The organism is Methylobacterium sp. J-026 (assembly GCF_022829585.1).
GTDB lineage: Bacteria > Pseudomonadota > Alphaproteobacteria > Rhizobiales > Beijerinckiaceae > Methylobacterium.
On the sequence record NZ_JAKSYC010000313.1, the window covers coordinates 13,980 to 32,324 of the forward strand.

Sequence of the window (18,345 nt, forward strand, 5' to 3'; positions counted from 1 at the left end):
AAATCTACCGCCAGTCGTAGGGGTTGTACGGGTCCAGCGCGGCCTGGATCTTCCGCAGGAGCGCCGGCTGGCGCTGGAGATCCACGTCCCGGGCCAGCGCCCGCAGGAAGGCCTGCGGCCCGTGCTCCAGGTCACGGGTGAGGCCGTCGTAGCGGTCGGAGGGCTCGACATGGGCCGGGTTCACCGCGACGCGGTAGTCGAGCCCGCAGGTCGGGGGGTCGATCCCGAGGCGATAGCAGATCTGCACCCGGGCGAAGGGCGCCTCCGGTCGATAATCGACACGATACCCGCCGAGCCGGAAGGCGCCGCCGGTCACGCGCTGGGCGTAGGCCAGGGTCTGGGCCACCGTGGCGAAGGCGGCCGTGCGGCGATCGCGCACGAGGTCGATCGCCGCGCGCTCCGTGGGCACGGCCGATTGCGCACCAGCCGCGGTGGAGACCAGCCCGGCCAGGACAGCGGGGACCAGCGAGCGAGGGACCAAGATTCTCATGGCGCCTTCATGCAGACCGCGACGGGTTGGGCATCCTTGGCGGCCTTGGCGGTCATGTCGAGGCAGCCGACCGTGGACACGCCGTCCGTGACGGTCACGGACGGTACCACCGCCATGCCGCGGCAATAGGCGCCGATCAACACCTCCTCGCGACGGCAGGCGACGTCGAGCCGGACCTGGCTGTTGACCGCCGGACCCGGGGGTCCGGCAGCGCCGGCCGGGCCCCGTTCGCCCGTGGGTCCGCGCTCGCCGGTCGCCCCGTTCAGGCCGGCCGGACCCTGCGGCCCGGGCGGCCCCTGGTCACCCTTGGGGCCGGCCGGCCCGGCCGGGCCCGGCTTGGCCGGCTCGCAGCCGGCGAGCGCGAGCGCGGCGACCGCACCGGCGATCGTCGCAATCAGGGGACGTCTCATGCGGTTCTCCGGACACGAAAAGGGTCCGACGCAGAACGCCCGCGGCACGCGCCGGTTCGGTGGCACCCGCCGGGGAGGTCGGCCAAGGCGGGCTCCGGATGGCGGCGGAGCAGCTCGGTTAATCGTCGCGATAGACCCGCTCCCGGCGCTCGTGCCGTTCCTGGGCTTCGAGGGACATGGTGGCGATCGGCCGGGCATCGAGGCGGCGCAGCGAGATCGGTTCGCCGGTCTCCTCGCAGAATCCGTAGGAGCCATCCTCCAGCCGGGCGAGGGCCGCATCGATCTTGCCGGTGAGCTTGCGCTGCCGGTCCCGCGCCCGCAGCTCGATCGCCCGGTCCGTCTCGGACGATGCCCGGTCGGCGAGGTCGGGATGGTTCTCGTTCTCGGTCTGGAGCGCGACGAGGGTGTCCTGCGCCTCGCGCAGGATGTCATTCTTCCAGCCCAGCAGCTTGCGTCGGAAATATTCGCGCTGCCGGTCATTCATGAAGGGCTCGTCGTCGGACGGGACGTAGCCGTCCTCCAGCGTCACCTTCGCCATGCGTCACCCTCGCTGGATCGTAAGACCGCCCACCAGGGGATGGCCGGTGCGCGGCGATAACGTGAGGTGCCGTATAGTCGAGGCGCCCAATCGCGACAACGCACACGGAAGCGGGGCCCATAAAGCGCCGCCACTGTCCAGCCGCGTGCGGCAAACAAGCCACGCTACAGCGCTTTTACTCTGTCACCGGCCTCCGCAGCCGTTCGATCGCGGCGGCGATCTCCGCCGTGAGGGGCCGGGCCAGACCCAGCCGGTAATGCGTCTGGTCGAAGAACAGGTCCGGATCCGCCGCCTCGGGGCGCCCGTCGCGCCAATCCACCACCGTGCTCGACCGGTGCGTCGCCAGCGCGGCGCGGACCTCGGAGCGGCAGGCGGCCTCGGCCACCGCACGGGGGCTGCCGGGCGGCGGCTCGGCGCGGGCATAGACCGGCGGAAAGACCACCACCACCGGCGTCTCGGCGGGGACCCGCGCGAGCTCCGCCCGGAGCCGTCCGGCGATCGGGAACGGGCCGCCATGCTGCGGCTCGGGCCCGGGGCCTACGGGCCTCTCCAGGGCGGCCTTCTTAGCGGGATCGATGCCGAAGCCCTGGCCGAGATAGTTGCGCTCGTAATCCCACCAGCCATCGGGGGCGGCGTTCCTGCGGCGGGGGTTCAGGAGCCAGCCGAGGCGGTTGATCGTCTCCTGCGCGGCCGGGAAGCGCACGAGTCCCCCGAGGTAGTCGGGCCAGCCGCCGAGCAGCCAGAAGGGAAACCCATGCTCGCTCGGGAAGCTCGGATCGTCCGCGCACCAGAACGCGTCGGCCGAGAGCACGAGGGCGGCGGGCCGCGCATGGTGCTGCAAATACCAGTCGAGGAGTGCGAACTGCTCCGCCGGACCGGTGGCCGGCACCGAGAGCTGGACGAACGGGATGCCGGTGAGCCGGGTCAGCGTCGCCGGCTCGATGAGCTGGATGTGCGAGTTGCCGATCACCGCGCCCGTAAAGGCCGGATCGCGCCCGCGCACGGCCGATGCGGTGCGCGGCCCCTGCGGCCGGACCGCGCCGCGGGACAGCAGGGTCGAGCGGCCGGTATCGTAGGGATCGACCAGCACCGCCAGGGCGAGATAGGCCGCGAACACGCCGAAGACGGATAGGATCAGGGCGCGGGCGAAGCCGCGCCAGTCCTGGTCCGAGGGGGGTCGGGGGGCCGCCATCCTCAGAACTGGAAGTAGATGAACTCGTAGTTCGCATCGTCGCCGATCTTCAGCAGGACGATCACGAACAGGAGCGCGAAGCCGAAGGCGAGGAGGCGCCGCGGCGGCAGGCGGTGGACCGCCGTCCAGGCGGTCGGCCCGACCGTGGCGACGAGGGCGGCGACCGCGATGGTGCGCCACTTGAAGCCGGAGCCCCGGGGCGCCAGCCCGAACAGGCCCTTGAACAGGAGGATCGCCGCCTCGAAGCTCGTCGCCCGGAACAGGACCCAGGTCAGCATCACGAACAGGCTGGTCAGCAGCCAACCCAGCGGCGCCGGGATCGCCAGCCGCGTGCGGCGGGCCAGCAGGCCGGCGCCGAGGCCGAGGCCGTGAAGGCCGCCCCAGGCCAGGAAGGTCGGGCCGGCCCCGTGCCACAACCCGCCGAGCGTCATGGTGGCCAGGAGCGCGCCGACCTGGCGCGGCAGCCCGTGCCGGTTCCCGCCCATCGGGATGTACAGGTAATCGCGCAGGAAGCGCGATAGGGTCATGTGCCAGCGCCGCCAGAAGTCGCGCAGGGACGTGGCGCGGTAGGGCGCGTCAAAGTTCTGCGGCAGGACGAGACCGAACAGCAGCGCGATGCCGAGCGCCATGTCGGTATAGCCGGAGAAGTCGAAATAGATCTGGAAGGTGAAGCCCAGCGTCGCCTGCCACGCCTCGGCGACGGTGACGACCTTGCCGGAAGCGGCGGCCTGGAACACCGGATTGACGTAGGCCGCGAGCGGATCGCCGAGGAACACCTTCTTGGCGAGGCCGACCGTCAGCAGCATCAGGCCGCGGCTGAAGCGCTCGGCGGCGTCCGGCCGGGCGTAGGGCGCCGCGTCGAACTGGTGCATGATCTCGCTCCAGCGCACGAGCGGGCCGGCGAGAACCTGCGGGAAGAAGGCGATGTAGAGGGCGTATTTCACCAGCCCGAAGGCGGGCGCCCGGCCGGCCCGGAGGTCGGCGAGGTACATGATGTGGTGGAAGGTGAAGAACGAGATGCCGAGCGGCAGGGCGAGGCCCAGCCGCTGCGCCCCGAGGCCGGGGATCAGGTTGGCGAGGTCGGCGAAGAAGTCGAGATACTTGAACACCCCGAGCAGGGCGAGGTTGGCCGCGATGGCCGCCGGGATCAGCCAGCGGCCGGGCCAGCGGCGATAGAGGCGGGCCACGCTCCAGTTCGCCAGGATCGAGCCGGCGAGCAGCGGCACGAAGCGGATGTCCCACCAGCCGTAGAACACGAACGAGAGGCCGACGAGGAGCGGCAGCCGCCAGGCCGGCGCGGCACGCGCCACCAGCCCGTGCAGGACCAGGGCGGCCGGCAAGAACGCGAGAAGGAAAACGAAGGAGTTGAACAGCATCGGGCGAGGCGGCGAGGAAGGCGCCGGATGGGCCGCCGTTGTCTCCGACCGGGAGGGACCGCCTTGTCGGGGATCGGCGCGGGCGCGTCAATCGGGGTTCCGCCTGTCACAGATCGAGCTCGATGACCCGGGCCGGCTCGCCTACCGAGAGGCCGGGTTCCGGCCGAAGCGTCCCCGGGACAGGGTCCGCTCCGTCATCACCCCCCGCGCCGGGCCGCCTCGATGGTCAGGCCGAGGCCGACCGAACCGAACGTGTCGCCCTCCACCACCCGGGCGGCCGGCAGCGCCGCGGTCAGGGCGGCGCGGAGGTGCGGCAGGCCGGTGGAGCCACCGGTGAGGAACAGGGCGTTGATCCGCTCCGGCGCCAGCTCCGCCTGGACGAGGCAGCGCCCGATCCGGGCCGCCACCGCCCGGGCGAGGTCGCCCGTCTGCGCGGCGAGGCGCGCGCGATCCACCGGCACCGACAGCCCACGCTCCACGAGGCCGAGATCGAGTTCCGTCCCGCCCTCTTCCGAGGCCGCGATCTTGGCGCCCTCCACCGCCCCCGCCAGGGCATGGCCGCGCTCGCCCTCCACCGCCTCGCGCAGGCGCGCGACGAGTTCGGGGCGGGCGCAATCGCGGATCACCTCGTCGATCTCGCGCAGGGTCTTCTGATTGTAGAGGCGGTTGATCGCCGACCACGTGGCGAGGTCGTGATAGTAGGCGTTCGGCACGGCGAGGTCGCCCCGGCGCATCGGGCTGCCGAGGCCGAGGAGCGGCATCACCGTGCCGAGGCTGAGCTGCCGGTCGAAATCGGTGCCGCCGATGCGCACGCCGTCATTGGCCAGGATGTCGCCGGCCCGCTCCACCCGGCGCCTCCGCTCGGGCGACAGGCGCACGATGGAGAAATCCGAGGTGCCGCCGCCGATATCGGCGACCAGGGCGATCTCCTCCGACCGGACCTGCCGCTCGTAGTCGAGGGCGGCGGCGATCGGCTCGTACTGGAACGAGACCTCGCGGAATCCGACGTCGCGGGCGATGGCGCGCAGCGTGTCCTCGGCCCGGCGATCGGCCTCCGGGTCGCCGTCCACGAAATGGACCGGGCGGCCGTGGACCACGCTGTCGAGGGGCGCGTCGCAGGCCGTCTCGGCCCGCGCCTTCACCGCGGTCAGGTAGCGGGCGATCACGTCCCGCAGGCGCAGGCGCTGGCGGCCGACCGGGGTCGCCTCGTCCATCAGCGGCGTGCCGAGGACGGATTTCAGCCCGCGCATCAGCCGCCCCGACAGGCCGTCCACATAGGCCGCCGTGGCGGCACGGCCGATCACCGGCTCACGGCCGAGTTCGAAGAAGATCGCGCTGGGGATCGTGCGATGCGCGCCCTCCAGCGGCAGCAGGATCGGCCCGTCGGGACCCGCATGACCCAGGGTGGTGTTCGACGTGCCGAAATCGAGGCCGCAGGCCGCCATCGTGTTGGAGATCCGGATATTGCGAGGAGGGCCGTGCGGCCTACAGGTCTGCCATGTCCGGGTCCAGGCCGGCTACGGCTTGGCTGGTATGGCGGGAAGCGTGGACAGCGCCGTCGCGGGGGCCCCGGAACCGGCGCCGGCATGCTATGAGGCGCCATGCGTTCCGACATCGATCTCGGCCTGACCGGCGAGCGCCCCGCGCTCCTCGACCTCACCGAACTGCTCGCCACGCGGCTGCTGGTGCAGGGCAATTCAGGCTCCGGCAAGTCGCACCTGCTGCGGCGCCTGCTGGAGCAGAGCGCCGGCCTCGTGCAGCAGGCGATCATCGACCCGGAGGGCGATTTCGCCAGTCTGGCCGACCGTTACGGCCACGTCGTGGTGGAGGCCGACGGCGACGACGCCGCCCTGCAGCGGATCGCCGCGCGGGTGCGCACCCACCGGGTCTCGGTGGTGCTGTCGCTGGAGAACCTCGACGCCGACGGGCAGATGCGCGCCGCGGCCGCGTTCCTCGGCGGGCTGTTCGATGCCGACCGGGACCATTGGTACCCGATGCTGGTGGCGGTGGATGAGGCCCAGCTCTTCGCCCCGGCCGCCGCCGGCGAGGTCTCGGACGAGGCGCGGCGCCTCTCCCTCGGCGCGATGACCAACCTGATGTGCCGCGGGCGCAAGCGCGGCCTGGCCGGGATCATCGCCACGCAGCGCCTCGCCAAGCTCGCCAAGAACGTCGCGGCCGAGGCGTCGAATTTTTTGATGGGCCGGACCTTCCTGGACATCGACATGGCCCGCGCCGCTGACCTCCTGGGACTGGAGCGCCGGCAGGCCGAGACGTTCCGCGATCTGCCGCGCGGGCATTTCGTGGCCCTCGGGCCGGCCCTGTCGCGCCGCCCGCTCACCATCGCGGTCGGTCCGACCGAGACGGTGAGCCGGAGTTCCTCGCCGGTGCTCGTCCCCCTGCCCGACGCGCTGGAGGACGCCCGGTCCCTGATCCTCACGGCGAGCCCGGAGGAGGTCTCGGTGCCCTTCGCGCCCCGCCCGAAGCCGCGTCCGGCACCGGCCCCGGACGTGCTGGTGCAGCTGGCGAACTACCGGCCGCCGGTTCCCGTGGAGGAGCCGGAGGAGGAGCCGATGGATCCGGAGGCGCGCGAGGCGGCCCTGTCCGAGGTTCTGGCCTCGGTGCTGGCGGATGCCGATGCGGCGGCCTGCACCCCCGCGACGCTCTACCAGGACTTCACGGTGCGGTGCCGGATCCGGCGCCTGCGCGGCGACACGATGGGCCTGCCGGAATTCAAGCGCCGGCTCGCGGTGGCCCGGGCCGAGGCCGGGGGCGCGGTCGCCGACAATTCCACCTGGGAGCGCGCCCAGGAGATCGCGGCCGGTTTGCCGGACGACCTCGCCGGGCTGTTTCTGGTCGTGGCCCGGGCGGCGATCGAGGGCGCGCCCTGCCCCACCGACACCATGCTGGCCGAGGCCTACGGCACCAGCTCGGGCGGCCGCGCCCGGCGGATGCTGGCCTATCTGGAGGAGCGCGGCGCCATCGTCACCCGCAAGGACCTGCGCGGCGCGCCGATCATCGCGGTGCCGGATCTCGGCGTGGAGACCGGGCCGGGCGAACCGCAGATGCTGCCGACCGGACCGAAGCGGCGGACGGGGTAAGGCGCCCTGGTCAGACGCTGCGCCGGCTTTCGAGCTTGGCGAGTTCCACCGCCGCACGCAGCTCGATCTCGGCCATGAGCCCGTCGAGCCGCGGATCCCCCGAGGGGCCCGGGCGCTCGGCGAGGCGGGACGCGATGGCGCTCAAGTCCTGCGGCGCGACCCGGCCGCCCAGCAGGGCGGCCTTCAGCCGGTCGAGGCCGTCGAGGAGATCCTGACCGCGCTTGGCCGAGCGACGCCGCCGCTCCTGCGGCGTCTCGCTCTCGGTCTGGAGGAGCAGGACCGCGTCCAGGCCGGTGAGCGTCGCCGCCGCCGCGGGGGCACCGGCGCCGGTGGCGGCACCGGGGGTCGCGCCGAGGCTGAAGCCTGCGCCGCCCTCGGTCCGCCGGAGGGTGGCGACGCCGCCCGCGCCCTGGATCGGCTGGCGAGTCTCGACGCGCATGATCCGGTTCGCGTTGCTCCAAGCGCCCCTGCGCAGGGCTCGAAATTCGGCCCGCAGGGTTAAGCGCGGGTAAACAAGCCGGCAGAAGCTGCCGGGTCGGCAGCATCGGTACCGGTCGATCGTGATGGGCCACGGCATGCCGGCCGGATAATGATCTCTCTTGTCAGCGACTTACCGGAAATTCTCGGGTGGCACGACGCTGGCAGGAGGGGGGCAGGTCCGTTCACCCTCGAAAAACCCGGCATGCGCCCGAGCCACCCCTGCAGTCTCATCGGATCGGTCCTCGCCGCACTCGCCGCGGGCGTGCTGCTCCTGGCGGCGATGTCCGGCCCGGCGCTCGCCCTGTCGCGGGTCAAGGATCTCGCCTCCATCGAGGGCGTGCGCCAGAACCAACTCGTCGGCTACGGCATCGTCGTCGGCCTGAACGGCACCGGCGACACGCTGAACAACATCCCGTTCACCAAGCAATCGCTGCAGGCGATGCTGGAGCGCCTCGGCGTCAACACCCGCGGGGCCACGATGCGCACGCAGAACCTCGCCGCCGTGATGGTGACGGCGAGCCTGCCCCCCTTCGCCGCGCAGGGCACCCGTATCGACGTGACGGTCTCCTCGCTGGGCGACGCCAAATCGCTCCAGGGTGGCACCCTGCTGGTGACGCCGCTGCTCGGCGCCGACGGCGAGGTCTACGCCCTGGCGCAGGGCTCGGTGGCGATCGCGGGCTTCGCCGCGGAGGGGGCCGCCGCCAAGATCACCCGGGGCGTGCCCACCAACGGACGCATCTCCAACGGCGCCAACATCGAGCGCGAGATCGCCTTCAAGCTGAACGACGCCAAGTCTCTGCGCCTGTCGCTGCGCAATCCCGACTTCACCACGTCCAAGCGGATCGCCGCAGCGATCAACGACTTCATGGGCGCCGATACGGCCGAGCCCACGGACCCCGCCACCGTCACGATCCAGATCCCGGCCCGCTACAACGGCAACATGATCCGGCTGATCACCGAGGTGGAGCAGCTCAAGGTCGAGCCCGACCAGACCGCCCGGGTGATCGTGGATGAGCGCTCCGGCATCATCGTGATGGGCCGCGACGTGCACGTCTCCACGGTGGCGATCGCCCAGGGCAACTTGACCATCACGATCACCGAGCAGCCGCAGGTGAGCCAGCCGGCGCCCCTGTCCAACGGCCGCACCGTCGTGGTGCCGCGCACCGCGCTGAAGGTCGATACCGGCGAGGGCAACAAGCTCGCCCTGGTCAAGGAGGGCGTGAGCCTGCGGGAACTGGTCGACGGCCTCAACGCCCTCGGCGTCGGCCCCCGCGACCTGATCTCGATCCTGCAGGCGATCAAGGCGGCCGGCGCCCTGCAGGCCGATATCGAATTGATGTGACGCGTCCGAGCGTGGAGGGCCCGACCATGCTGCAACTCGCCAACGTCACCGCCGCTGCCGCCAGCGTCGGGACCTCCGTCGCCGGGGGGGCGGTCGACGGGATCGTCAAGACCGCCAACCAGGCCAAGGCCTGGAAGACCGCGACCGAGTTCGAATCGATGTTCCTGGAATCCAGCCTCGACCGGCTGACCCAGTCGGAGGGGACCGACGGCCCCCTCGGCGAGAACGGCACCGGCGGCGGTGTCTACCGCTCGATGCTGACCAAGGAATATGCGGGACAGATCGTGAAGAACGGCGGCGTCGGTATCGCCGCTTCGGTCTTTCATGAGATCATGAAGATGCAGGGAGCACCGAGCGATGGAACGACCCATGCAGCGGGCTGAGCCGCTCCGCGTCGCCGACCGCGTCACCGCGGAGGCGCTGGTCGCGGGGGTGCTCGCCAACATGGCCGCGCTGGAGGCGGTGCTGGCCGACGAGGCGGCGCATGTCCGTGCCGGCCGGCTGCGGGAGGGGATCGCGGCGGCCGAGCCCAAGGCCGCCCTGGCCGGCGCCTACATGCAGGGGCTGGAGGTCGCCAAGGCGAACGCCGTGGCGCTGAAGCGCTTCCATCCGGACGGGGTCGAGAACCTGCGGTCGGCACACCGCCGTTTCACCGCGGCCGTCGAGGCGAACCAGACGGTGCTCGCCAGCGCCAAAACCGTGTCGGAGGGCCTGATCAAGTCGCTCGCGGAGGAGATCGGACGGGCGCAGATGCCGGCGGGCTACGGCCGCCAGAGTCCGGCCCCCTCCCCCTACGGGCGCGGCGTGCGCAGCGGGCCGCTGGTCCTGTCGCGGAACCTGTAGGGTCCGGCGCTCAGCGCCGGCCGTTACCGAACCGCAGGTAGGTCCGCACCTCGCCGAGATCCGTGTCGGCGCGGTTGTCGATGGCGAGGCGGCCGGCGACGACGGGGGCCGCCGCGGCGGCGTGCCCGGTGCGCAGGTCCATCCCAGCGGCGACGTGCCCGGACACGCGGATGCAGGAAGCGCTACCCGGCAGGCGGATGAAGCCCGGTCCCTTCGACGGGCACGGAACCGGCCCGGGCGTGACCGGCGCCTTCTGCAGGTCGATCGCCAGAGCGGACCCCGCGAGGGACAGGATCATCGCCAGGGCGGCGACCGGCTGGAGCCGCCCGCGCATCTCAGGCGGCCCGGCGCGGCGGATGCCGGTACGGCCGATCGATAGAACCCTCGACCGCACCGATGAACGGGTCGGGATCCGGCCTCTGGACGCGCAGCCGGGCGAAGCCGCGCAGCGGGATGTCGAGGGCAATGCCGCGATCGTCGAGCCGCCCGCAACCGGGGACGGGGGTGTCGGCCGCCCGCTCGGCCGGGACGGTCGCGCCGATCCGCGGGGCGCCGCCGAGACCGCGGACGAGTGCGACAGGTTCGGACGGCGACATGCGGACCTCTCCTCGGGTGGGCGACGGAGCGGCGGCGCGTCCGGTTTCCACGATTCACTGTGGGAAAGCGGCGAGACTAAGATTGCGGCGATCGCGGGCGATCCGCTTCCGCACACGGCTGCGCGATCATCGTAGCGCGCGTGACCGGACCGGGCTTAGCTGATGTAGTTGACCAGCGAGAGCTTTGAGAGCGTGGAGGTGATCTGGTAGCTCGCCTGGAGCCGGTTCTGCACGTCGAGGAGCTTGGCGATGACTTCCTCGGTGGGCGCCTGCTCGATCCCGTCCAGCGTGTTCTGCACGGTGTTCTGCGTGGCCGCGTTGGTGGTGCCGGCGTTGGTCAGCCGGGCGGCGGCGATCGAGAGCTGGGTGACCGTGTTCTGGACGCCGGAACTGCCGTCGGTCGAGGAGAGCAACGCGCCGGCGCGGTTCATCACGGTTTGATAAGCCGTGCCGGTGGTGTCGTCGTTGGTCGTGGGCAGGGCGAAGGCCATCGTGGCCAGGCCGGCGAGGACGTTCTGTACCGCCGGATCGATCGCGCGCGCGCCCGTGCCGATGTTGGACGTCGCGCTGACCTGGATCGACTGGCTGTCGAGCGCCGACGTCGGGGTGTTCGACGCGGTGTAGGTGTTCTCGCCCTGATACCACAGCACCGTGTCGGCCGCGGTGGCGGGTCGGTAGCCGATCGGGTTGTTGCTGGCATCGTACTGGATGCGCTCGGGCATGATCCCGGAGCCCGTCAGGCCGCCTTTCGCCGAGCCCGTGAAGAAACTCGACGCGGCGTCGGCGGTGGCGTTCACCGCCAGGGTGCCGCTGGCCAGACCCTTGAGCGCCTTGTTCAGGGTCGCCGACAGGTTGTTCATCGTGTCGGAGATGCTCGACCCGATCGCGAAACTGGTGGTCGAGGTCGCGTCCGCTGTCGTCGCGGCCTTGAGGGTGAGGGTCTTCGAAGTGCCGTCCGGCAACGTCAGCGAGATGGTCGCGCTGTCGCCGGGCTGGGGCTGCGCCGTCAGGTTGAGGGTGAAGGAAGCCGGGCTGGGGCTCGCGGCGGCCGTGTAGGTGGCGCTGAGCGCCGATCCCGTCACCGTCGGTGCCGCGGCCAGGGTGAAGCCGAACATGCCCCGGGTCTGGCTGTCCGCCTCGTCGGTGACCGTCACCGAGGTGCCGGAGTTGGACGAAGACGGGGTCGGCGTCTGGGTGAGCCGGCCGTTCTGGTTGGGTCCGACCTCGGCATCGACCCGTTCCGCGATCACCGCGGAGAGGCCGGCGACGGTTTGGCCCTGGCTGCCGGTCGTCCCGTTGAGGAGCGTGTCCGCATCGACCACCGGCTGGGTGCTGGCATCGCCGCCGCCGAACAGATAGTTGCCCGCCGCCGACTGGTTGAGCGCATCGAGCGCCGTCTGCAGGTCCCCCAACGCGGTCGAGCGGCCCGAGACCGAACTGGTCGCCACACTCTGCAGACCGTTGTTCAGGGTCTGGCTGGCACTCGTCCCGAGGGTCGCGACCTGGGTGAGGCTCGTCACCGCGAGGTTCGTCCGCGTCTGGCCGGCCGTGATGCCGGCCGCGTAGCCGCCGAGCGCGCTCAACGTCGCCTGGGCGCCGAGGGCCGTCGAACGCCCGGAACCGAGGCCGCCGTAGGTCTGCGACACCTGTCCGCTCGAGACCTGGTTCGACAGGTCGTTGAGCTGGTTCTTCAGGGTCGTGAGCTGCGCGGCGTTCCGGGTCGTCAGGTAAGAGCCGGCCGCGAAGGGGGCGATCGTGGTCATGATCAGATCTGCAGCAGCTGGTTGAGCATGTCGCGGGCCGCGGTCAGCACGCGGGCATTGGCGCCGTAGGCGGTCTGCAGGGCGATCAGGTTCGACATCTCCTGATCGATATTGACCCCGGCCCCGGCCGAGAACCGGCTCTGCGCGGTGGAGAGCGCGGTCTGCTGGCTGGAATCGATGGCCGTCGAATTGGCGGAGGCGGCCCCCTGCGCGGCGATGATGTCCTGCGCGAAACCCGCCACGGTGGCGCTGTAGGGCGCCGAGACCCCGCCGATGCCGCTCGACGACGAGAAGGTCTGCTGGGTGGAGGTCAGCGCCGCGTAGAGCTGCTGCGCCCGTGTGCCGGACGCGTTCGTGTTGGCCGCGCTCGTCGAGCTCGCCGCGGCCGAGAGCGCCGCCGTGTCGCCGGACAGGGTCGGGTTGACCGCGATGCGCTGCGCGAATCCGGTGAGCTTCGAGCCGCCGTCGAAGCTGCCGGTGTAGACCGCGTTGTTCGCGCCGTCGACGAACAGGGCCAGCGACGGGTTGCCGGTATACAGGTCGGTGGCGGAAACCGCGGTGACGTTGGCGGTGGCCGCGGTCACCGCGGGTGTGTTCCCGGACGCGGGCCCGATCGTGACCGAACTGCCGGTCATCGTCGCGTTCAATCCCAGATTGAGATTGCCCAGCGCCGCATTGATCGAGTCGGCGTAGGTCGCCGTCCCGCTGGGGATCTTGAAGGTCTGCACCAGGGCGGTGGAATCGTTGGTCTCGCTCGCGGGGACCGACGTGGCATTGGCGTCGGACGCGATCAGGATGACGTTGCGGACCGCCCCGTTCACCGTCACCGGGATGGTGATCGTGTTGCCGGCCTTCATCCCGGTCGGGTCGATCGTCGCCGAGGTCCCGTCCGAGGTCCCGGTCACGGTCTTGTCGGTCAGCGAACTTGCCAGGCCGGCGGCGAGGTCGTCGAGCTGGCGCTGCGCCTGCGGCAGGGTCTGATCGCGCAGCTCGAGCTGGGCGGCGAGGCTTCCGGAGCGCAGCACGCCGGGCTCGCCGAGATCGATCTTGCCGCCACCCGGCAGCGTGGCGGTGATCGTGCCGACCGAGCGCGGCGTGGACGTGGCGGACGAGTTCGCGCTGAGCGTGCCGCGGCCATCGAAGCTCAGGGTCGCCGCGTTGCCGCGATCGACCAGGGTGGCGCCCGACTGGGTGAGGACGGTGACCGTGCCGTCGCTCTGCGGCGTGGCTTTGACATCCATGTAGCTCGACAGGCTGTTGATCGCCTGGTCGCGCTGGTCCTGCAGGTCGGCGACCGACGTGCTGTCCGTGGTGTTCTGGATCTTGGTGTTGAGTTTCGCGATGTTCGAGAGGAGCGCGCTGGCCGAAGTCGTGTCGGTTCCGAGCTGCGCCTCGATCCCGGTGCGCAGGGTCTGCACCGTGTTGGCGGCGCTGTTGATCTGACCGGCCAGTGCCGTCGCGTTGCCGAGGACGGTCGTCCGGGCCGCCGCGGAGGTCGGATTGGCGGCGAGTTGCTGCAGCGACTGCGTGAAGGTGTTCAGCGTGCCGTCGAGGGCCGTCGCACTGCCGGGGGTTCCGTAGAGGGCGTCGAGCTGAGAGCCGATGCTGGCCTTCGTGCTGGTATAGGCGGCGCCGGACGTCTCCAGGCGGAGTTGGTTCAGGGCGGCGGCGTCGAAGCTTCGGGTGACCGTCCCGGCAGCGACCCCCAGGTTGTTGGTCCCGGTGGCGACCGGCGTGAGCGTCCGCTTGACGTAGCCGGCCGTCCCGGCATTGGCGACGTTCAGCGAGACGACGTTGATCGCCGCCTGCGTGGCCGCAAGCCCGGCGGTCGCATTGGAGAGCGCGTTCAGCGACATGTCGAAGCCTCCTCAGCGCTCCCTGCGATGCAACCTACCGGATCACGTTGAGCAGGTCAGACATCATGGTCTGGGCCGTCGACATGACGCGCGTGTTTGCAGAATAGGCCTGCTGGGTTACGATCATCTTAGAGAATTCGGTCGCAATGTCCGTGTTGGATTGCTCGATGCTCGCACCGGTGATGGTGCTGCCGTCGAGGCCCGCCAGCGGTGGGCCGGAATCGGCCGTCTGCAGGTAATTGCCGTTCGTATCGGCCTTGAGCCCGTCCGGATCGGCGAACTGGACGATCCCGACATTGGCGAGCGCCTTCACGGCCCCGTTCGAGAAGGTCCCGTTGATCTTGCCGTCGGTGCCGACCGCGACGCTCGTCAGCGTGCCCGCGGTGCTGCCGTTCTGACTGAGCGCGTTGGTGGTGACGGCGCCGCTCGCGTCGGCGTATTGGGTCAGTCCGCCGGACAGATCGAGCGAAAGCTTCGGAAACGTGTATCCGGAGATCGTCTTGTTGCTCAGATCGACGGTGATGCTGGTCGGATCGGCCACAGTGCCGGTGGGCGAGGTCATCTTGCCCGTCGAATCGAAGGTGAACGCTTGGCCGGTATCGGTCCAGTTCGGTGTGCTGGTGGCGCTGCTGTTGTACAGTAGGTTCCAGCTGGAATCCGTTCCGTTGCCATTTGGCGTCGTCTGGACCCAGCGCATGTTGATCGTGACCGGCGCTCCGGACGCGGTATAGGCCGTCAGCGACGGACCGGCGATGCTGTTGGCCGGATCGGCGGTCGAACTCGTCGTCGGCGTTGCCGGGAGATTGGCCGCGTAGGTGATGGTGGTCGTCGGCTGTGCCGGGAGGGTCGGATTGCCGATCACGATCGGTCCGGACGAGGTGACCTGGCCGCTGATCGGATCGAGGTTGTTGCCGGTCAGGTAGCCGCCGGCCCCGTTCATCAGGTGCCCGTCGGCGGTGGGAGCGAAGTCACCGCGCCGCGTGTAGGCGTTCGTCCCGCTGAAGGTCGCGGCGCCGTTGGCGTCCCCGGTCTTCTGCGCCACCGTGAAGAAGCCCGTCCCGCTGATCGACATGTTGGTCGGCACGGTCGTCGAGACGACGTTGCCGGCGATCGTGTTCGTCAGCTGCGATTGGGCCAGAACCGAGCCGGCGACCTCACGCTTGGGGGTCGTCTCGGACATCAGGTCGACGAAGCTGGTGTCGACGCGCTTGAAACCGGTCGTCTGCGAGTTGGCGATGTTCCCGGAGATGTTGCTGATGGCGTAGGACTGCGCCTGCAGTCCGGAGACCGAGGTCTGCAGGGCGGAAAAAAGATCCATGGCGAGCGATCCCGATGCGCGCCATCGCGGCCCGCAGATCCGGATGGCCGCAACCGCCGTGCCATCACTAAGTCCCTGACAAACCACGATTGGCTCCGGCTTGGCCCGGCAGCCTTGGCCGCCCGGACGGACCGGGCCGGCAAATTCTGCCGCGCCGGGGCGTCCCCGGCCCGGCTCGGGGTTTTCCGGCGTTTACGGCACGTTATCCGAACCCATGCGAAGGTCGCAGGCGGGCTAGAGCATCATCCCGGACGGTGGCCACAGGCCTTCGGACACGGATGATGCGATCGCAACAGGCTGGCGAATCGTCCCGGGTGCGGTATCCGGGATGATGCGGCGGGTCCGGGCAGGGATCGGGCGCAGCGCGTCCTGCCCGAAAGTGCTTGACGGGTACGGCTTTCGGGTCTCGGGATCATGCGGGCGAAACGGACGAGCCTCGTCCACATCATCTACTTCTCGCGGATGAACCTGTCGTCGGATCCCGCCAAGCGGTCCGAGCAGATCGGCGAGATCGGCCGCATCGCCCAGAAGAAGAACGAGTTCGCGGTGATCACGAGCTTCCTGGTGATCGAGGGCAACTTCGCCTGTCAGGTGATCGAGGGCGAGCGCTCGTCGGTGCATGAGACCTTCGACCGGGTCAGCGCCGACAGCCGCCATCGCGACGTCCAGATCAGCGAGTGGCGGGAGATCGCCAAGCGCGAATTCGTCCATTCCTTCAAGAGCGCCCAGCGGAGCGCGGGCAACGACACCCTGTTCGCCAAGGCCAATCTGCTGCCCATGCTCCAGCGCGGCACACCGAAGGCCTCGGCGATCCACGGGCTCTGCCTGGCGCTCCAATCCGACGCGATGTCCCGCCAGGGCATCGATCACCTCTTCGTCTGAGCCGAGCGATGTCCGAGAGCGATACGCCCCCGATCCTCATCGTCGACGACCAGGAGAAGCTCCTGCGGCTCATCGTGATGCTGATGACCCGCATCGGTTTCCCGGACGTGGAGGGCGTCACCAGCGCCCCCGAGGCGCTGGAACGCCTGCGGCAGCGCCGCTACGCCCTGGTGATCTCCGACCTCGACATGGAGCCGATGGACGGGATCAGCCTCCTGCGCGAGATCCGCGCCGACGACGCGCTGATGAACACGCCGTTCATGCTCACCGAATCGTCCTTCGACTTCGAGGACATCAACCTCGCCCATCAGGCGGGGGCGGACGCCTTCATCCTCAAGCCCTTCGACATGGCGGTGCTGAAGACCAAGCTGAAGCAGGTGCTCAACCGCAAGCCGCGCAAGCGCGAGGCGCCGATGGCGGCCGAATCGACCTTGAGCGTGGAATTCCCGATGCTGGGGAAGTTCTGACCGAGCCGAGACGTCGATTCTCCCATTCACCACCTCAGGATGAGGTCGGAGAATGGATCAGGCGCCCCTCCGCCTCACGCCGCCCGCTTCTGGTAATCCTTCACGTCGGTGAAGCGCACCGCCGGGTAGCGCTCCTCCTCGTAGCGGAGGGAGAACGCGGTGGTCGCCATGAAGACCGGGGCCCCGTCGAGGTCCTTGGCCATGGCCGAGCCGTGGCTGTCCACGAACTTGTCGAGCTCGATCTCGGAATCCGACTCGATCCAGCGGCACACCGAGAACCGCGAGGTCTCGTAATCCACCGGCAGGCCGTACTCGGCCTGGAGCCGCTCCTTCAGCACGTCGAGCTGGAGGGCGCCGACCACGCCGACGATCGCCTGGCTGCCGTCCTGCGGGATGAACACCTGGACGACGCCCTCCTCGCCCATCTGCTGCAGGGCCTCGCGCAGCTTCTTGGCCTTCATGGCGTCGGTCAGCTTGATCCGGCGCAGGATCTCGGGGGCGAAGCTCGGTACGCCGCGGAACACGATGTCCTCGCCCTCGGTGAGCGTGTCGCCGATCCGCAGCGTGCCGTGGTTCGGGATGCCGACGACGTCGCCGGCGAACGCCTCGTCGGCGATGGCCCGATCCTGGGCGAAGAAGAATTGCGGCGCCGAGAGCGAGATCGGCTTGCCCGTGCGCACGAGCCGGGCCTTCATGCCCCGGCTGAGCTTGCCCGAGCAGACCCGCATGAAGGCGATGCGGTCCCGGTGGTTCGGGTCCATATTCGCCTGGATCTTGAACACGAAGCCGGTCATGCGCGGCTCGCCGGGCTCCACGAGGCGCTTGTCGGCATCCTGGCCCCGGGGCGGCGGCGCCACCTTGGCGAGCCCGTCGATGAGGTCGCGCACGCCGAAATTGCGCAGGGCCGAACCGAAGAACACCGGCGTCAGGTGTCCCTCGCGGAACGCGTCGAGGTCGAACGGCTTGAGGCCGCCCTCGGCGAGTTCCACCTCCTCGCGCCACGCAGCGGCGGCGCCGTTCTCGGTCAGCAGTTCATCGAACAGCGGGTCGTCCGGGCCGGACACCGCGACCATGCCGGCATCCTCGGCCGCGTCGAGGCGGCGGACCCGGTTGGCGCCGAGTTCGTAGGTCCCGGAGAAGTTCCGGCCGGTGCCGATCGGCCAGGTCACCGGAGCGACATCCAGCGCCAGCGTCTTCTCGATCTCGTCCAGCAATTCGAACGGATCGCGGGCCTCACGGTCGAGCTTGTTGACGAAGGTGACGATCGGGATGTCGCGCAGCCGGCAAACCTCGAACAGCTTTCGCGTGCGCGCCTCGATGCCCTTGGCCGCATCGATCACCATGACGGCCGAATCGACCGCCGTCAGCGTCCGGTAGGTGTCCTCCGAGAAGTCCTCGTGGCCGGGCGTGTCGAGCAGGTTGAAGACGCAATCGCCGTACTCGAAGGTCATCACCGAGGTGACCACCGAGATGCCGCGCTCCTTCTCGATCCCCATCCAGTCGGAGCGGGTCGAGACCCGGTTGCGCTTGGCCTTGACCTCGCCGGCGAGTTGGATCGCGCCCCCGAACAGCAGCAGCTTCTCGGTGAGCGTGGTCTTGCCCGCGTCCGGGTGAGAGATAATCGCGAAGGTACGCCGCCGCGAAACCGGATCGGCCGGCTTCGCTTCGGTCTTGGTCTGCATCAGCATGGAGCG

General features: G+C 70.1%; 19 protein-coding genes. 6 read left to right on the forward strand and 13 right to left on the reverse strand.

The window, feature by feature from the left end:
- Positions 1–4 precede the first annotated feature (4 nt).
- The 6 genes from MKK69_RS26485 to MKK69_RS26510 form a co-directional block, all read right to left on the reverse strand.
- Positions 5–490 carry a hypothetical protein gene (locus MKK69_RS26485; RefSeq protein ID WP_243972908.1) on the reverse strand — a complete coding sequence of 162 codons (486 nt, stop codon included), beginning with the start codon at positions 488–490 and terminating at the stop codon, positions 5–7.
- Positions 487–900 carry a hypothetical protein gene (locus MKK69_RS26490; RefSeq protein WP_243973003.1) on the reverse strand — a complete coding sequence of 138 codons (414 nt, stop codon included), beginning with the start codon at positions 898–900 and terminating at the stop codon, positions 487–489. Before MKK69_RS26490 ends, MKK69_RS26485 begins: the two co-directional genes overlap by 4 nt.
- Positions 901–1,018: 118 nt before the next feature.
- Positions 1,019–1,438 carry an RNA polymerase-binding protein DksA gene (dksA, locus tag MKK69_RS26495; protein WP_243972910.1) on the reverse strand — a complete coding sequence of 140 codons (420 nt, stop codon included), beginning with the start codon at positions 1,436–1,438 and terminating at the stop codon, positions 1,019–1,021.
- A 175-nt stretch (positions 1,439–1,613) separates the two neighbouring features.
- Positions 1,614–2,630, reverse strand: coding sequence for a hypothetical protein (locus MKK69_RS26500; RefSeq protein WP_243972912.1), 1,017 nt, complete (start codon positions 2,628–2,630; stop codon positions 1,614–1,616).
- A 2-nt stretch (positions 2,631–2,632) separates the two neighbouring features.
- Positions 2,633–4,006 (reverse strand): MBOAT family O-acyltransferase, encoded by a 1,374-nt coding sequence (locus tag MKK69_RS26505; protein WP_243972914.1) that lies wholly within the window; start codon positions 4,004–4,006, stop codon positions 2,633–2,635.
- 197 nt (positions 4,007–4,203) lie between these two features.
- On the reverse strand, positions 4,204–5,451 hold the full coding sequence (locus MKK69_RS26510; protein ID WP_243972916.1) for an Hsp70 family protein: 1,248 nt from the start codon (positions 5,449–5,451) through the stop codon (positions 4,204–4,206).
- 156 nt (positions 5,452–5,607) lie between these two features.
- Between MKK69_RS26510 and MKK69_RS26515 the strand changes: the two genes are divergently transcribed.
- Positions 5,608–7,104 carry an ATP-binding protein gene (locus MKK69_RS26515; RefSeq protein ID WP_243972918.1) on the forward strand — a complete coding sequence of 499 codons (1,497 nt, stop codon included), beginning with the start codon at positions 5,608–5,610 and terminating at the stop codon, positions 7,102–7,104.
- Positions 7,105–7,114: 10 nt separating this feature from the next.
- Here MKK69_RS26515 and MKK69_RS26520 read toward each other — a convergent pair whose 3' ends face one another.
- On the reverse strand, positions 7,115–7,543 hold the full coding sequence (locus tag MKK69_RS26520; protein ID WP_243972920.1) for a flagellar assembly protein FliX: 429 nt from the start codon (positions 7,541–7,543) through the stop codon (positions 7,115–7,117).
- Positions 7,544–7,786: 243 nt separating this feature from the next.
- Between MKK69_RS26520 and MKK69_RS26525 the strand changes: the two genes are divergently transcribed.
- From MKK69_RS26525 to MKK69_RS26535, 3 genes are read left to right on the forward strand one after another with little or no spacing between them, the layout of a single operon-like run.
- Entirely contained in the window at positions 7,787–8,926 is a 1,140-nt protein-coding gene (locus MKK69_RS26525) for a flagellar basal body P-ring protein FlgI (RefSeq protein WP_243972922.1), read from the forward strand.
- Positions 8,927–8,952: 26 nt separating this feature from the next.
- Positions 8,953–9,309 carry a rod-binding protein gene (locus MKK69_RS26530; protein ID WP_243972924.1) on the forward strand — a complete coding sequence of 119 codons (357 nt, stop codon included), beginning with the start codon at positions 8,953–8,955 and terminating at the stop codon, positions 9,307–9,309.
- Positions 9,296–9,769, forward strand: coding sequence for a hypothetical protein (locus MKK69_RS26535; RefSeq protein ID WP_243972926.1), 474 nt, complete (start codon positions 9,296–9,298; stop codon positions 9,767–9,769). Before MKK69_RS26530 ends, MKK69_RS26535 begins: the two co-directional genes overlap by 14 nt.
- 10 nt (positions 9,770–9,779) lie before the next feature.
- Here MKK69_RS26535 and MKK69_RS26540 read toward each other — a convergent pair whose 3' ends face one another.
- The 5 genes from MKK69_RS26540 to MKK69_RS26560 all read right to left on the reverse strand — a co-directional run bounded on the left by MKK69_RS26540 (position 9,780) and on the right by MKK69_RS26560 (position 15,302).
- Positions 9,780–10,103, reverse strand: a complete 324-nt coding sequence (locus MKK69_RS26540) for a porin (protein ID WP_243972928.1) — start codon at positions 10,101–10,103, stop codon at positions 9,780–9,782.
- A gap of 1 nt (position 10,104) precedes the next feature.
- Entirely contained in the window at positions 10,105–10,365 is a 261-nt protein-coding gene (locus MKK69_RS26545; protein ID WP_243972930.1) for a hypothetical protein, read from the reverse strand.
- A 155-nt stretch (positions 10,366–10,520) separates the two neighbouring features.
- A complete protein-coding gene (locus tag MKK69_RS26550) occupies positions 10,521–12,128 on the reverse strand; it encodes a flagellin (RefSeq protein ID WP_243972932.1) in 1,608 nt (535 codons plus the stop codon).
- A gap of 2 nt (positions 12,129–12,130) precedes the next feature.
- On the reverse strand, positions 12,131–13,984 hold the full coding sequence (gene flgK / locus MKK69_RS26555) for a flagellar hook-associated protein FlgK (RefSeq protein WP_243972933.1): 1,854 nt from the start codon (positions 13,982–13,984) through the stop codon (positions 12,131–12,133).
- A 34-nt stretch (positions 13,985–14,018) separates the two neighbouring features.
- On the reverse strand, positions 14,019–15,302 hold the full coding sequence (locus MKK69_RS26560; RefSeq protein WP_243972935.1) for a flagellar hook protein FlgE: 1,284 nt from the start codon (positions 15,300–15,302) through the stop codon (positions 14,019–14,021).
- A gap of 414 nt (positions 15,303–15,716) precedes the next feature.
- Here MKK69_RS26560 and MKK69_RS26565 point away from each other — a divergent pair, with 414 nt between their 5' ends.
- A complete protein-coding gene (locus MKK69_RS26565; RefSeq protein ID WP_243972937.1) occupies positions 15,717–16,184 on the forward strand; it encodes a BLUF domain-containing protein in 468 nt (155 codons plus the stop codon).
- Between the two features lie 8 nt (positions 16,185–16,192).
- Positions 16,193–16,651: a response regulator gene (locus MKK69_RS26570; RefSeq protein WP_243972941.1), complete on the forward strand. Its 459-nt coding sequence runs from the start codon at positions 16,193–16,195 to the stop codon at positions 16,649–16,651.
- A gap of 74 nt (positions 16,652–16,725) precedes the next feature.
- Here MKK69_RS26570 and MKK69_RS26575 read toward each other — a convergent pair whose 3' ends face one another.
- On the reverse strand, positions 16,726–18,339 hold the full coding sequence (locus MKK69_RS26575; protein ID WP_243972943.1) for a peptide chain release factor 3: 1,614 nt from the start codon (positions 18,337–18,339) through the stop codon (positions 16,726–16,728).
- Positions 18,340–18,345 lie beyond the last annotated feature (6 nt).

Bases quoted from the DNA above. Each gene is read 5' to 3' on its own strand.
- MKK69_RS26485 (WP_243972908.1), bottom strand. From the start codon at position 490: ATGAGAATCTTGGTCCCTCGCTCGCTGGTCCCCGCTGTCCTGGCCGGG.
- MKK69_RS26490 (WP_243973003.1), bottom strand. From the start codon at position 900: ATGAGACGTCCCCTGATTGCGACGATCGCCGGTGCGGTCGCCGCGCTC.
- dksA (WP_243972910.1), bottom strand. From the start codon at position 1,438: ATGGCGAAGGTGACGCTGGAGGACGGCTACGTCCCGTCCGACGACGAG.
- MKK69_RS26500 (WP_243972912.1), bottom strand. From the start codon at position 2,630: ATGGCGGCCCCCCGACCCCCCTCGGACCAGGACTGGCGCGGCTTCGCC.
- MKK69_RS26505 (WP_243972914.1), bottom strand. From the start codon at position 4,006: ATGCTGTTCAACTCCTTCGTTTTCCTTCTCGCGTTCTTGCCGGCCGCC.
- MKK69_RS26510 (WP_243972916.1), bottom strand. From the start codon at position 5,451: ATGGCGGCCTGCGGCCTCGATTTCGGCACGTCGAACACCACCCTGGGT.
- MKK69_RS26515 (WP_243972918.1), top strand. From the start codon at position 5,608: ATGCGTTCCGACATCGATCTCGGCCTGACCGGCGAGCGCCCCGCGCTC.
- MKK69_RS26520 (WP_243972920.1), bottom strand. From the start codon at position 7,543: ATGCGCGTCGAGACTCGCCAGCCGATCCAGGGCGCGGGCGGCGTCGCC.
- MKK69_RS26525 (WP_243972922.1), top strand. From the start codon at position 7,787: ATGCGCCCGAGCCACCCCTGCAGTCTCATCGGATCGGTCCTCGCCGCA.
- MKK69_RS26530 (WP_243972924.1), top strand. From the start codon at position 8,953: ATGCTGCAACTCGCCAACGTCACCGCCGCTGCCGCCAGCGTCGGGACC.
- MKK69_RS26535 (WP_243972926.1), top strand. From the start codon at position 9,296: ATGCAGCGGGCTGAGCCGCTCCGCGTCGCCGACCGCGTCACCGCGGAG.
- MKK69_RS26540 (WP_243972928.1), bottom strand. From the start codon at position 10,103: ATGCGCGGGCGGCTCCAGCCGGTCGCCGCCCTGGCGATGATCCTGTCC.
- MKK69_RS26545 (WP_243972930.1), bottom strand. From the start codon at position 10,365: ATGTCGCCGTCCGAACCTGTCGCACTCGTCCGCGGTCTCGGCGGCGCC.
- MKK69_RS26550 (WP_243972932.1), bottom strand. From the start codon at position 12,128: ATGACCACGATCGCCCCCTTCGCGGCCGGCTCTTACCTGACGACCCGG.
- flgK (WP_243972933.1), bottom strand. From the start codon at position 13,984: ATGTCGCTGAACGCGCTCTCCAATGCGACCGCCGGGCTTGCGGCCACG.
- MKK69_RS26560 (WP_243972935.1), bottom strand. From the start codon at position 15,302: ATGGATCTTTTTTCCGCCCTGCAGACCTCGGTCTCCGGACTGCAGGCG.
- MKK69_RS26565 (WP_243972937.1), top strand. From the start codon at position 15,717: ATGCGGGCGAAACGGACGAGCCTCGTCCACATCATCTACTTCTCGCGG.
- MKK69_RS26570 (WP_243972941.1), top strand. From the start codon at position 16,193: ATGTCCGAGAGCGATACGCCCCCGATCCTCATCGTCGACGACCAGGAG.
- MKK69_RS26575 (WP_243972943.1), bottom strand. From the start codon at position 18,339: ATGCTGATGCAGACCAAGACCGAAGCGAAGCCGGCCGATCCGGTTTCG.